Raw genomic sequence first — 13,064 nt, 5'->3', positions numbered from 1 at the left:
TCCAAGGGGCGTGCCGGAACTCATCAGCCTCGGCCGGGACGACGACACGCTCTGGGCGGTCGTCGCCACGGTCGGGCGCACAAACCGCGTCGCCGACATCCACCGCAGCCGGGCGGCGGCGCTGGAGGACAGGGCTTGGCGCGCGCAGCAGGTGCGCGCCTACGAGGACTTCCTCCGCCGCTCGCGCCAGCCGGTGCCGCATTACAGCGTGGCGCCGATCCGCCGCGCCGACCTGCCGCGCAAGTGGACGCCCCTGCCCGCCCTGGGCTTCCTGCGGGGCCGATTCGTCTGAGGACTGCCGGGGCTTGGCGCCGCGCGCTGCTCGCCTCCCTGCCGGCGGCGTGGCTCCCCGCCTGCGGCCCGGCGGACCTCGCCAACGCCCTGACCTCCAGCGGCGGCGGTCGGCGTGTCGCGGACCTCGCCTACGGCCCGCTGCCGCGGCAGCGCCTGGACCTCTACCTGCCCGCCGGAGCCGGCGAGGCCACGCCGCTCCTCGCCTTCTTCCACGGCGGCAACTGGCAACAAGGGAGCCGCCGGGACTACCCCTTCCTGGCTCGGGCCCTGGCCTCGCGCGGCCTGGCCGTGGCGGTCCCGGACTACCGCCTCCACCCCGAAGGGCACTGGCCGGACTTCCTGGAGGACGGCGCCCTTGCCGTGGCTTGGCTGCGCGGCGAGCGGGGCCGGGCCGCCGGGGCGCCGCCCGGCCCGTGCTTCGCCATGGGCCATTCGGCCGGCGCCTACAACGCGGCGGCGCTGGCCCTCGACCCGCGCTGGCTGGACGCGGCCGGGCTGCCCGGAGGCCGGGACGCGCTGGCCGGCCTGATCGCCCTGGCGGGTCCTTTCGACTGGACGCCGAGGGACGAGCCGCTGGCCACGATCTTCGCTGCGGCCCCGGGCGGGCGCCTGGAAGCCGCGCCCTCCGACGCCGCCCTCGCCGGGGCGCCGCCGGCGCTGCTGCTGCACGGGGAGGGCGACACCAGGGTCGGCACGTTCCACTCGACCCGCCTCGCCGAGCGCCTCCGCGCCGCCGGCGGCGCGCCGGAGCTGCGCCTGTACCCGCGCGTCGGCCATGTCGGCATCGTCGCCGCCTTCGCCGCGCCCCTGCGCGCGTTGGGCTTGGCGGGCGCGCCGGTGATGGAGGATGTCGTGGCCTTCGTGGAGCGGGCGGGCGCGGCTCACACCGAAGGGGCGACCCCGACCTAGTCGTCGGGACCGCGCCCCCTCAACCGCTCTGCCCCGCCCCGTCCACCGCGTCGAGCACGTGCAGGCTGTAGGTCAGCGCCGCGCCGGCGTTCAGCGCGATGGCGACGCCGAGCGCTTCCGCGATCTCCTCCTTGGTGGCGCCCGCCGCCTTGGCCTTGCGCGCGTGGGCGTCGATGCAGCCTTCGCAACGCGTGGTCACGGCGACGGCCAGGGCGATCATCTCGCGCGTCTTGGCGTCGAGGTGGCGGGTCGTGGCGGCACCGCGGTTCAGCGCGCCGAAACCCTTCATGAACTCGGGATGCAGCGCGGTCAGCTCCCGGCCGCGATCGCGCAGGCCGGCGTTGTAGCCGTCCCAGTCGTGGATGCGGGTGTCGGCGGTCATGTGCGTCCTCCTCACGCGAAACGGGCGCGGCCCCGTGGACCGCGCCCGTTCCCATGCTGCCGCTTCGCAGACGGGAGAGGAAGCTACTCGATGGTTTCCGGCTCCCGCTCCGCTTCACCGTCGCCCTCTTCGGGCTTCGGCAACGCCGGGGGCGCGGCCTCGATGTACTCGAAGGACAGCATGCCGTCGCGGAGGCCGACCTTCACCGCGCCGCCCTTGGCGAGCCTGCCGAACAGCAGCTCCTCCGCGAGCGGCTTCTTCACGTGCTCCTGGATCACGCGGGCCAACGGCCGGGCGCCGTAGAGCGGCTCGTAGCCGCGCTCGGCCAGCCACTCCTTGGCGGCCGAGGACAGTTCGATCGTCACGTTGCGGTCGGCGAGTTGCGCCTCGAGCTGCATGACGAACTTCTCGACCACGCGCGCCACGATCTCCGGCGTCAGCCCGGCGAAGGGCACCACTGCGTCCAGCCGGTTGCGGAACTCCGGCGTGAACATCCGCTTGATCGCTTCCTCGTCCTCGCCCGTCCGCTGCGTGCGGCCGAAGCCGATGGCCTCCTTGGCCATGTCCGACGCGCCCGCATTGGTGGTCATGATGAGGATGACGTTACGGAAGTCCACGGTCTTGCCGTTGTGGTCGGTGAGCTTCCCGTGGTCCATCACCTGCAACAGGATATTGTACAGGTCGAGGTGCGCCTTCTCGATCTCGTCCAGCAGCAGCACCGCGTGCGGGTGCTGGTCGATGGCGTCCGTCAGCAGCCCGCCCTGGTCGAAGCCCACGTAGCCCGGAGGCGCGCCGATCAGGCGCGACACGCTGTGCCGCTCCATGTACTCAGACATGTCGAAGCGGATCAGCTCGATGCCGAGCGTCTTGGCGAGCTGCTTCGCCACCTCCGTCTTGCCGACGCCGGTGGGGCCGCTGAACAGGTAGTTGCCGATCGGCTTCTCCGGGTCGCGGAGCCCGGCGCGGGACAGCTTGATCGCCGCCGACAACGCCTCGATCGCCCCGTCCTGGCCGAACACCATTGCCTTGAGGTCTCGCTCCAGGTTGCGGAGCGTTTCCTTATCGTCGTTGGACACGCTCTTCGGGGGGATGCGCGCGATCTTGGCGACCACCTCCTCCACGTCCTTGAGCGTCACCGTCTTCCGGCGGCGGTTCTCCGGCAGCAGCATCCGCGAAGCGCCGACCTCGTCGATCACGTCGATCGCCTTGTCCGGCAGCTTGCGGTCGTGGATGTACTTGGCCGACAGCTCCACCGCGGCCTTGATGGCCTCCGGCGTGTAGCGGACCTTGTGGTGCTTCTCGTAGTTGGTCTTGAGGCCCTGGAGGATCTTGATCGCGTCGTCCACCGTCGGCTCGTTGACGTCGATCTTCTGGAAGCGGCGGACCAGCGCGCGGTCCTTCTCGAAGTAATTGCGGTATTCCTTGTAGGTCGTGGAGCCGATGCAACGCAGCGTGCCCTGGGCCAGCGCCGGCTTGAGCAGGTTGGACGCGTCCATCGCCCCGCCGCTGGTGGCGCCGGCGCCGATCACGGTGTGGATCTCGTCGATGAAAAGGATGGAACCGGGCTGGTTCTCCAGCTCCTGCACCACCGCCTTCAACCGCTCCTCGAAGTCGCCGCGGTAGCGGGTGCCGGCGAGCAGGCTGCCCATGTCCAGCGCGAAGATGGTGGACTTGAGCAGCACGTCGGGCACATCGCCCTCGATGATGCGCTTGGCCAAGCCCTCGGCGATGGCGGTCTTTCCCACGCCGGGGTCGCCCACGTAGAGCGGGTTGTTCTTGGTGCGGCGGCACAGGATCTGGATGGTGCGCTCGATCTCCGAGTCGCGCCCGATCAGCGGGTCGATCCGCCCCTGCTGCGCCTTCTTGTTCAGGTTCACGCAGTAGTTGGACAGCGCGTCCTGGCCGCGGCCGGAGCGGGGCTTCTCTTCTTTTTCCACCGGCTCCTCGCCGTTGGCGGAGCCCTGCACGGGCCGTGGTTGCGAACGGCCCGGCGCCTTGGCGATGCCGTGGGCGATGAAATTCACCGCGTCGAGGCGCGTCATGTCCTGCAACTGCAGGAAGTACACGGCGTGGCTCTCGCGCTCGCTGAACAGGGCGACGAGCACGTTGGCGCCCGTCACCTCGTCCCGGCCGGAGGATTGGACGTGGATGGCGGCCCGCTGGACCACCCGTTGGAAGCCGGCGGTCGGCTTCGGGTCGCCCGAACGCTCGGCCACCAACCCGGCCAAATCCTTGTCGAGGAACTCGGTGAGGTCGCGCTTCAGCTTGTCAACGTCCACGCCGCAAGCCCGCAGCACGTTCGTCGCGTCGCCGTCGTCAGTCAGCGCGAGCAGCAGATGTTCCAGGGTCGCGTATTCGTGCCGGCGTTCGTTCGCCAGGCCCAGCGCGCGGTGGAGCGTCTGTTCGAGGTTTCGTGAAAGCATGCTCAGAACGCTCCCAGATCAGGCCCTTGCTCCGAAAGCGTTCGGAGTGACGGCGGGTTTCCGGACCCCTCCGTCAGCCATGTTGTGGCTCTCCAACCGGACACAACCGCACCGCGTCCGGCGCGGAAGCGCATTGAACCGGTTTTCGTCACCCAGAAGGGATCATTCCTTCTCGATCGTGCACTGCAACGGGTGCTGGTTCTGGCGGGCCAAGTCCATGACCTGGGTCACCTTGGTCTCGGCGACCTCGTAGGTGTAGACGCCGCACACCCCGACGCCGCGCCGGTGCACGTGCAGCATGATGCGGGTGGCCTCTTCCCGGTTCTTCTGGAAGAACCGCTCCAGCACATGCACGACGAACTCCATGGGCGTGTAGTCGTCGTTCAGCATGAGCACTTTGTACATCGAAGGCTTCTTGGTGCGCGGGCGCGCCTTGACCACGACGCCCGTGTTGGGGGTCGTGTCGCCGGGCGTGTTGCCGCCGCCGTTCGGCCACTTGTCTCGATCGCTCATGGAATCCCCGGTCAGGCGAAACGCACCCCGTCCGCAGGCTGCGAAGCGACGGCCGCCACTTTACAGGAAGGATACCGGGAGGGGAGTCCGAGGTGAAGCGGCCCACCCCCGTCTAAGGGGGCATATGGTGAGGGGCCGCCTGGAATTAACGGGCCCGTGGGGCTGCGACGACGCGAATTGGAGAGACCCGCCCCGCCCCCCTCCCGCCGACGCGGATCAAGGGGCTGGCCGGGCCTCGGAACCGAGTGCCGGGAGGCGGCAGTCGGACGGCGCTGCGCGACGGCGCCTCGCCGTTCCGGTCTCAGGCGGCGATCGGGCGGCCCATCTTCTCGACCGCGAGGGTCACGCGTGCGGACAGCGGCGCGAAGGACTGCTCGGCCACCTTCAGCGCGGTCTCCTGCAGCTTGGTGGTCTCGGAAACGGCGCGCTCGAAGGCGGTACGGGCCAAGCCGGCCTGGATCTCGGCCGCTTCCTTCAGGTTGCGGGTGCCGCTGAGAGCCTTGGCGCCCTCGAGCGCCTGGTCGGTAAGGCCCTGCACCATCGCAACCGTCTGGCGGCTGAGATCCTGCACGCCGGACACGTAGGCCTGGGTCGCCTTGGCGAACGCCTCGACGTTGCCGCGGCCGAAAGCGGCGGCCTCTTCGGCGGCCTTGAAAACGGTGCCGGCGGCGCGGTTCATCTGGTCCATGGTCTTCTCCGTTCCTGCGCGCGTCCGGGACGCGCTCTCATCGACGAGCATGCGGGCGTAAGCGGCGGTCGCTTGCGCCGTCTCGCCGGGCACCTTCTTGGCCACGACCGCCTTGGCCGCGTCGTTCGTCTTCGCTTCGGTGGCAACCGCCATGGTCTCATCCTCCTGTTTGAGATGACCCGACCAGTGGCGTGAACCGGCCGGTTATGCTGCACTGCAATATTGAGGTCCTAATCCCTGCCATCAAGCCGAGCAAGCGGATTTTTTTGCAGTGCACAAATCCGGCCGGCCAACCCTGCCGGCGGAAAGCATCACGGACCCGTCAATCTTTTCGAAACCGATTGTTCCCACTCAGTTCACGGTGACAATCGGATCGACTTCCGCGTAGAATCCAACCGGTACGCAGGCTGCCGGGGGGGCGGGCCTCGTACCAGGGGGCCGCATGTCAGCGAGCAGCGCAGGGACGCGCATCCGAGCCACAGCGGCTCTTGCGATGGTTTGTTTTGGATTCGGTATAGCGGCGCCCGCTCCGGCGAGGGCGCAGATCGGGGGCGACCGCTACGCCGCCATCGTCGCCGACGCGCAGAACGGGTCCGTGCTCATGGCCGCCAACGCGGACGAGCATCGCTACCCCGCGTCGCTCACCAAGATGATGACCGTCTACATGGCCTTCGAGGCCCTGAGGGACGGGCGCATCTCGCTTTCCAGCCCGATTCGCGTCTCGGCCGATGCCGCGTCCATGCCGCCTTCGCGCCTCGGCCTCGCCGCCGGGATGACGCTCACGGTCGAGGAGGCGATCCTCGCCCTGGTCACGAAGTCGGCGAACGACGCCGCGGCGGCTCTGGGCGAATTCCTGGGCGGCGGGAGCGAGTACCGATTCGCCCAGATGATGACCATGAAGGCCCGGGCGCTCGGCATGACGCGCACGGCCTTCCGCAACGCCTCCGGCCTGCCGGACCTCGACCAAGTGACGACGGCGCGGGACATGGCGCTGCTCGGCCGGCGGCTGATGCACGACTTCCCCGACCGCTTCTCCTACTTTTCGACGCCGCACTTCGTGTTCCGCGGCCGGACCCACTGGAACCACAACCGGCTGCTCAACGAGTACGACGGAACGGACGGCATCAAGACCGGCTACGTCAACGACAGCGGCTTCAACCTTGTGGCCAGCGCCCAGCGCGACGGGGTGCGGCTGGTGGCGGCCGTGTTCGGCGGCCGCACCGGGCGCGAGCGCGACCGGCACATGATGGCGATCCTCGACCGCGGCTTCTCCGCCATGGGCGTGGCGCCGCGCGACGACGACCGGCCCGTGATGGTTCGCGGCGGCGGCTCGCCGGGCCTGCTGGCCCGCGCCGCCCAAGCGGCGACCATCCGCGCCGCCGCGGCGCGGGCGGCCACCGCCCGGATGGCCGCCACCCGGCCGACGCTCAGGCTCGCCGCCACGAACCGCGCCGCGCCCGCCCGATCCGCCATCGCCGTGGCGCCGCGCGCCAAGGCTTCGGCCAGGCCCGGCCCCGTGCCGCGGCGCACGGTGCGGATCGAGCAGGGTGACGCCGGCGGCCGGACCACGATCGCCCGGGGCACGCGCGCGGCGCCGCTCGGGGCCGCGCAGGCCGCTCCCGCCGTCCCGGCGAAGGCGGCCAAGGCGCGCCGCTAGGACGGCGGCGCCCCTCTTTTACTCAGAACATCGCGCCGCGCGCCGCCACCGGCCACAGGCACTCCACCCGGCCGTTCCGCACGCCGACGTACCAATCGTGCCGGTCCACGGTCGGGTCGCAGTGCCCGGGCACGAGGCGCAACTTCTCGCCGAGCGCCGGCGCCTCGCCGTCTTCGACCCGGAAGCTGCCGTGCTCGTCGGAGGCGCCGACGCAGCGCAAGCCCGGCCGCCCCCACACCAGCGGCAGGCCGGAGTCCACCGCCACAGCCTTGTGCCCGGCGTCCACCACCGCCATGCCCGCCACCGCCCGGCTCATGACGGTGGCCAGCACGAACAGCGACTGCCGGAAGGGCGGCGGGGCCTCGTTGCGGGCGTAGTCGGCGTCCATGAAGGCGTAGGAGCCGGCCTGGATCTCGGTGAACACGCCGCTGCCGGCCTCCAGCGCGAAGGTGCCGGTGCCGGCGCCGCCGACGATGGGGCATTCGAGGCCGCGTTGCCGGAGCTGCTCCACCGTGCGGCGCGCCCCTTCCGCCGCGGCGGCGATGGCCCCTTCCCGCTCGGCCGGCGCGCGCCGGTGCTGCGCGCTGCCGTGGTAGGCCTGGAGGCCGCCGAAGCGCAGGTGCCGGCTCGCGGCGATGCGCTCCGCCAGCGCCACCGCGGGCGGCCCGGGCTCCACCCCGCAGCGGCCGGCGCCGACGTCGATTTCCACCAGCACGTCGAGCCGGACGCCCGCCGCTTCCGCGGCCGCTTCGACGGCCGCGACCTGCCCCGGGTCGTCGGCGCAGACCGCGACGCGCGCGATGCGGGTGAGCGCCGCCAGCCGGGCCAGCTTGCGCGCGCCCGCCACCTCGTTGCTCACCAGGATGTCCGGCACGCCGCCCCAGGCGAGGACCTCGGCCTCCGCCACCTTCTGGACGCACTGCCCGACCGCGCCGCGGGCCATCTGCATCCGCGCGATCACGGGAGACTTGTGCGTCTTGGCGTGGGCGCGCAGCCGGGCGCCGGTGGGCTCCAGCAGCGCCGCCATGCGGTCCAGGTTGTGCTCGAAGGCGTCGAGGTCGAGCAGGAGGGCGGGCGTGTCCACCTCCTCCTCGCGCATACCCGGTTCGGCGGGCGGTGGCTGCATCGGCCGGTCTGCTCCTCGGCGTTGGTCGTCGTCCGCGGCAGCCTAGGCCGCGCGGCGGCCTCCTTGAACAGCCTCCCCGGCGCGAGGCGCCGCCGGGGCTCCGGGCCGCTACGACAGGCGGGCGGGAACGGGCGGGGCCGGCGTGTCCTGGGGAGCCCCGCCCCCGCCGGGGCCGGCCGGGCGCAGGCGGGCCCTGCGCCAAGCGGCCGGCGGCACCCCCACCATCTTGCTGAAGGCGCGGCTGAAGGCGGCTTCGGAGTCGTAGCCGACCTCCGCCGCCACCTGCGCGACCTGCCGGTTCCCGTCCGCCAGCATCCCCGCCGCGAGCTGCATCCGCCATCGCGCGAGGTACTGCATGGGCGGTTGCCCGATCAGCCTGGCGAAACGCTCGGCCAAGGACGAACGGGACAGCCCCACCTCCCGCGCCAACCGCTCCAGCGTCCACGATTCCGCCGCCCGGCCGTGCAGCAGGTTGAGCGCGCGGCCCACATGCGGGTCGCGCAGCCCCGCGAACCAGCCGGTGGCCTCCGGCGGCATCGCCTCCACGTGCCGGCGCACCAGTTCGACGAACATCAGCTCGCTCAGCCGCGACACGATGGAGCGGCCGCCGATCCGCCCTTCCATGGCCTCCGCGAACGCCGCGCCGACCAAGTGGCCTAGCCAGGAGCCGTCGCGCTCCGACCGGGTGCGGAGGTGCAGCATCCGAGGCAAGGCGCCGAGCAACGGGTTGAAGGGCCGCGCGTCGCAGCCGAGGAAGCCGCAGACGATGGAGGCGGTCGCCGGGCCCGGCTCGCCCACGCTCATCGCATAGGGGCGCGTTGCCGCGGCCGCCGCGGCCGCGCGCAGCGCCGCCAGGTCGGGCGGGAGGCGCATGCCGGGCGCGCTCGACAGCACGTGCGGGTCGCCTTGCGGGAAGGCGATGACGTCGCCCTCCTCCAGCCGCACCGGCGCGGCGTCCAGCAGCCCGCCCCAGCAGGAGCCGCCGCGGACGACGTGGTACTCGATGACGTGTTCCGCCAACGGCAGGACATGCGGGGCGCACACCGCGACGGGCGGCGTTTCCGCGACCCAGGGGTCGCGCGCGTCGACCTTGAAGAAGATGGCGCCGGTCAGCCGCACGGCGCGCAGCACGTCGGACAAAGCATCCGTGCCCATCCCCACCACCCTCCGGCGGACGTTCGAGCAAGCGCATTGGACGCTCGGTCAAGCATAGAAACGATTTGGACGGACGGTCAATCCGGGCGGCATCCCCGTCATTCAGCGGCGGCCGCGCTTGGCTTACGCGTTGCGGGCCGACGCACGGAGACGCGCCATGGACCCCCTGCCCGCACAGCGCCACACGCACGCGGCGCCGCGCAGGACGCGGCCGGGCTCAAGTCCCGCGCAGGAAGCCCTCCAACTCCCCCACGAAGCGCGGCCATTCCGGCTCGCCGGGCAGCACGACGTGGTTGTCGCTCTCCAGCACCACGAGCCGGGCGCCGGGGATCGCGGCGGCGATGCGGCGCCCCTGCTCGAGCGGCACCACGTTGTCGCCGCGGCAGTGCAGCACGAGCGTCGGCGCGCGCACGCGCGGCAAGAGGTCGAGCACGTCGATGTCGTCGCAGGCCAGGCGGATGCGCATGGCGTCCTCGGGCGTGGCCGACAGGCGCTGCATCTCCGCCCAGCCGCGGAGCTGCTCGGGCGACGCGCCCGGGAAGTACACGGAATGGTAGGCCCGCATGAAGGCGGAGCGCTCGTCGCCCCAGCCGCGGCGGATCAGCGCGGCGAAGGCGCGCGCCATGTCCCGCTCGTCCTCCGACCCGCGCCGGTTCCGGCCCTGGGCGTAGCCGCCGAGCAGCACGAGGCGCGACACGCGCTCCGGGTGCAGCGCCGCGTAGGCGGCGGCGACCGAGGCGCCCTGGGAAGGGCCGAACAGCGAGAAGCGGTGGAGGCCGAAGCGGTCCACCATCGCCTCCAGGTCGCCGAGGAAGGCGCCGAAGGAGATGTCGGGCACCCCGCGGTCGGACAGCCCGCTGCCGCGCGCGTCGTAGCGCACCAAGCGCCGGCCGCGCGCGAGGTGTCGGAGCAGGTGCGACCAGAACGGGCTGCGCCAGTCCTGCTCCAGGTGGGTGAGCCAATTGGCGGTCTTCACCAGCGTTTCCGGCCCTTCGCCCACGGAGGCGGCGGCGAGGGTCACGCCGTCGGGCGCGCGGAAGAACGCGACCTCTTGCGGCGGCGGCGGCGGCAGGACCCCGGCGCCAGCCGGCCCGCCGGGCACCGCGGCGGCCAGGCCCGGCGCGCCGCCCTCTTCCCGCACCTCGCCGACGAAGCGGAAGCCCCGACGCGCGTAGGTGCGGATGAGCCCCTGCTCCGCCCCGGCGTCGCCGACCGCCCGGCGCGCGGCGTTGATGCGGCTGCTCAGCGTGGACTCGGAGACGATCCGGCCGTTCCAGACGGCGTCCAGGAGGCCGTCTTTGGAAACCACGTGCTCGCGCTCGCGCACGAGGTGCAGCAGGAGGTCGAAGACCTGCGGCTCCACCGCGACCGGCTCCCCCGCGCGGCGCAGCTCGCGCCGGTCCGCGTCGAGGACGCAATCGCCGAAATGGAAGCGCATCCCTCCCCTCCGATGCGCCCTCCGCCGCGCGGCGTCCCGAGCGGAGTCGGGCGGAAATGGACGACATCTCAAGCGCACGTAGGGCCCTCCTTCAAGCGAGCCCCGTCACACACCGGCATGGTGCCGACCGTCCCGGGAAATCGGCCCCGGGCGGTTCGCGGGAGGGCGCCATGGCCGGCGCGCTTGGGGACGACGGGTTCCGCCGCCGCGGGGGACGGCTCGCCGGTCCTCGCCTTCCGCCGTCGGCGCGCGCCGGTCGCGTGCGGCGGTCGGCGCCGGCGGCGCTGCGGCGGAGGGTGCGGCGGCGCACAGCCGCCGCCCGGGCAGGCGCCTTATGGACAGCGCTCCGAACGCCCCGCCGCCCCGGCGCGGAGGCCCCCGGCACGCGTGCGCCGCGCCCGAAGGCGACGCGACGCGCGCACCGCGGCGGTCGCCGACGCGAGGCGCGCCCGGCCCCTGAAGAACCTGGAGGAGGAGAAGACATGGACGCCATAACGTTCGACCAACGCGCCGCCGTCGCGGACGCCGCGCCCGATCCCGCGAAGCTCGACGCCTTCGTGGGCAAGATGCTCGGCGACCTCGGCGCCGCATTCATCGTGCCGCTCGTGCGCATCGGCGACGAGCTGGGCCTCTACGCGGCGCTGGCCGGGGCCGGCCCCGTGACGCCGGCCGCGTTGGCGCGCCTCGCCGGCGCGCAGGAGCGGCTGGTGCGCGAGTGGCTCTCGGCCCACGCCGCCGCCGGCTACGTCGAGTACGACGCCGCCACCGGCCGCTTCGCCATGACGCCCGAGCAGGCGATGGTCTTCGCCCGCCCGGACAGCCCGGTCTTCATGCTCGGCCATTTCGAGCTGGCCTACGCCAACGCCCTCGACACCCCCAAGGTGGCGCGGGCCTTCCGCGAGCGCGGCGGGCGCGGCGCCGGCTACCACGGGCGCTGCCCTTGCCTGTTCAGCGGCATCGAGCGGTGCTTCCGGCCGGGCTACGCGACCCACCTCGTGGAGAGCTGGCTGCCCGCGCTGGACGGCGTCGCGGCGAAGCTGGAGCGCGGCGCGTCCGTCGCGGACGTGGGCTGCGGCCACGGCGCTTCCGCCGTGCTCATGGCGAAGGCATTCCCGCGCTCGCGGATCGCCGGGTTCGACTACCACGAGGGCTCGGTCGCCTTCGCGCGCGCCGCGGCGGCCCGCGCCGGCGTGTCGGCGAACACGGCCTTCGAGGCGGCGGGCGCGTCCGACTTCCCCGGCGCGGGCTACGACCTCGTCGCCTGCTTCGACGCGCTGCACGACATGGGCGACCCGGTCGGCACGGCGCGGCACGTCCGCTCGGCGCTCGCCCCGGACGGCACCTTCATGGTGGTGGAGCCGCGCTCCGCCGACCGGCTGGAGGACAACTTCAACCCGGTCGGCCGCATGTACTACGCGGCCTCCACCATGATCTGCACGCCGGTGGCGCTGGACCAGGCGGCCGACGGCCCGGCGCTCGGCGCGCAGGCCGGTCCGGCGCGGCTGGAGGCGGTGCTGCGCGAGGCCGGGTTCTCCCGCGTGCGCGTGGCCACCGAGACGCCGTTCAACATGGTGATCGAAGCGAAACCCTGAATACGGCCCCGCCGCGGGCGCCCCAGGCGCGCCCCGGCCGCGGCGGGCCTTTCGGCATGGCGGGCGCGCCCAAGAGGAGCACACGACCATGAGCATAGACGGCACCACGGGCGCGGCCGGGAGCGGCGGCGCGCGGGCGAACCCCTTCGCGCTGGCCCGGCGCGCCTTCGCCGCCTGGCGCGTCCGCGCGCGCGACCTGCGGACGCTCGCGGCGATGGACGAGCGGGCGCTGCGGGACCTCGGCCTGTCGCACTACGACGTCTGGGCAGAGGCGGCGCGTTGGCGCCGGACGCGCGGCTGAACGCCGGACCCGGCAACGAGGACGCCGACACAACGGCGGCCGCATCACCGGCCGCGAAGCATCGAGGAGAACGACCATGAAGAGCATCACGAACGTCCTGGCCGGCATCGCCGTGGCCGTGGCCACCGGCCTCGCCGCTGGCCCGGCCGGCGCGCAGCCGCGCCTGGAGCAGACCGGCGACGGGTATGGCGTCGTCTACGAGGGGTCGGCCGAGCGCGGAAATGTCGCCGGCGGCCGCGCGGCGCGACTCCTGGGCGGCGGAGACGACGGCGCCATCCTCTACGCCGGGCCGGACCCGGTGCGGGAGGGCCGCTTCGCCACGCTCTCCGGCGGCGGCGACGACGCCGTGCTGAGCTACGCCGAGCCTTCCGCGCCCGATGCGGCGCCGGCTCCGATGCTGGCCGGCGGGGCGGCGGGACCGCGCGGCTGATGCCGGCCCGCGCGGACCGGGCCGGGTTCGCCCGGCCCGGCTCGGTTGAACGCCATCCGGGCGCTCGCGCGCCCGGGCGTTCTGGCGCCGTGGGCCGGGGCATCGCGGCCGGCTGGCGGGGGCGGGCATGAGCGCGCTACCGCCGCCAGCGGCGGC

At 73.0% G+C, this 13,064-nt stretch carries 13 protein-coding genes; 6 read left to right on the top strand and 7 right to left on the bottom strand.

Annotated elements, in window-relative coordinates; all coding sequences use genetic code 11:
* The first annotated feature begins 10 nt into the window (after positions 1–10).
* Together ABD067_RS11010 and ABD067_RS11005 are read left to right on the top strand one after the other, a co-directional pair.
* Complete coding sequence (locus ABD067_RS11010) at positions 11–292, top strand: hypothetical protein (RefSeq protein WP_343895373.1); 282 nt, start codon at positions 11–13, stop codon at positions 290–292.
* A complete protein-coding gene (locus tag ABD067_RS11005) occupies positions 244–1,203 on the top strand; it encodes an alpha/beta hydrolase (RefSeq protein ID WP_343895337.1) in 960 nt (319 codons plus the stop codon). The genes ABD067_RS11010 and ABD067_RS11005 overlap by 49 nt, the downstream gene beginning before the upstream one ends.
* 19 nt (positions 1,204–1,222) lie before the next feature.
* Here the strand turns inward: ABD067_RS11005 and ABD067_RS11000 are convergent, their stop codons facing one another.
* The 4 genes from ABD067_RS11000 to ABD067_RS10985 form a co-directional block, all read right to left on the bottom strand.
* Positions 1,223–1,567, bottom strand: a complete 345-nt coding sequence (locus ABD067_RS11000; RefSeq protein ID WP_408871539.1) for a carboxymuconolactone decarboxylase family protein — start codon at positions 1,565–1,567, stop codon at positions 1,223–1,225.
* A gap of 101 nt (positions 1,568–1,668) precedes the next feature.
* Entirely contained in the window at positions 1,669–4,008 is a 2,340-nt protein-coding gene (gene clpA, locus ABD067_RS10995) for an ATP-dependent Clp protease ATP-binding subunit ClpA (RefSeq protein WP_343895335.1), read from the bottom strand.
* 162 nt (positions 4,009–4,170) lie between these two features.
* On the bottom strand, positions 4,171–4,521 hold the full coding sequence (clpS, locus tag ABD067_RS10990) for an ATP-dependent Clp protease adapter ClpS (protein ID WP_343895334.1): 351 nt from the start codon (positions 4,519–4,521) through the stop codon (positions 4,171–4,173).
* A gap of 301 nt (positions 4,522–4,822) precedes the next feature.
* Positions 4,823–5,362 (bottom strand): phasin family protein, encoded by a 540-nt coding sequence (locus tag ABD067_RS10985; RefSeq protein ID WP_343895333.1) that lies wholly within the window; start codon positions 5,360–5,362, stop codon positions 4,823–4,825.
* Positions 5,363–5,702: 340 nt separating this feature from the next.
* Between ABD067_RS10985 and ABD067_RS10980 the strand changes: the two genes are divergently transcribed.
* Positions 5,703–6,866, top strand: a complete 1,164-nt coding sequence (locus tag ABD067_RS10980) for a D-alanyl-D-alanine carboxypeptidase family protein (RefSeq protein WP_343895332.1) — start codon at positions 5,703–5,705, stop codon at positions 6,864–6,866.
* Positions 6,867–6,888: 22 nt separating this feature from the next.
* On the opposite strand, the gene ABD067_RS10975 is transcribed toward ABD067_RS10980, so the two are convergent.
* From ABD067_RS10975 to ABD067_RS10965, 3 genes are all read right to left on the bottom strand, one after another.
* Positions 6,889–7,992, bottom strand: coding sequence for a DSD1 family PLP-dependent enzyme (locus ABD067_RS10975; protein ID WP_343895331.1), 1,104 nt, complete (start codon positions 7,990–7,992; stop codon positions 6,889–6,891).
* A 108-nt stretch (positions 7,993–8,100) separates the two neighbouring features.
* Positions 8,101–9,147 (bottom strand): AraC family transcriptional regulator, encoded by a 1,047-nt coding sequence (locus ABD067_RS10970; protein WP_343895330.1) that lies wholly within the window; start codon positions 9,145–9,147, stop codon positions 8,101–8,103.
* Between the two features lie 217 nt (positions 9,148–9,364).
* On the bottom strand, positions 9,365–10,585 hold the full coding sequence (locus ABD067_RS10965; RefSeq protein ID WP_343895329.1) for an alpha/beta fold hydrolase: 1,221 nt from the start codon (positions 10,583–10,585) through the stop codon (positions 9,365–9,367).
* A 482-nt stretch (positions 10,586–11,067) separates the two neighbouring features.
* On the opposite strand from ABD067_RS10965, the gene ABD067_RS10960 reads away from it, so the two are divergent.
* From ABD067_RS10960 to ABD067_RS10950, 3 genes are all read left to right on the top strand, one after another.
* On the top strand, positions 11,068–12,177 hold the full coding sequence (locus ABD067_RS10960; protein ID WP_343895328.1) for a class I SAM-dependent methyltransferase: 1,110 nt from the start codon (positions 11,068–11,070) through the stop codon (positions 12,175–12,177).
* Between the two features lie 88 nt (positions 12,178–12,265).
* A complete protein-coding gene (locus ABD067_RS10955) occupies positions 12,266–12,478 on the top strand; it encodes a DUF1127 domain-containing protein (protein ID WP_343895326.1) in 213 nt (70 codons plus the stop codon).
* A 76-nt stretch (positions 12,479–12,554) separates the two neighbouring features.
* Positions 12,555–12,908 (top strand): hypothetical protein, encoded by a 354-nt coding sequence (locus ABD067_RS10950; RefSeq protein ID WP_343895325.1) that lies wholly within the window; start codon positions 12,555–12,557, stop codon positions 12,906–12,908.
* The last annotated feature ends 156 nt before the right edge of the window (positions 12,909–13,064 follow it).

This window comes from Craurococcus roseus, from assembly GCF_039523795.1.
Classification (GTDB): domain Bacteria; phylum Pseudomonadota; class Alphaproteobacteria; order Acetobacterales; family Acetobacteraceae; genus Craurococcus; species Craurococcus roseus.
The sequence above is the reverse complement of the archived record's forward strand: the minus strand, read 5'-3'. Positions and strand labels throughout refer to the sequence as shown.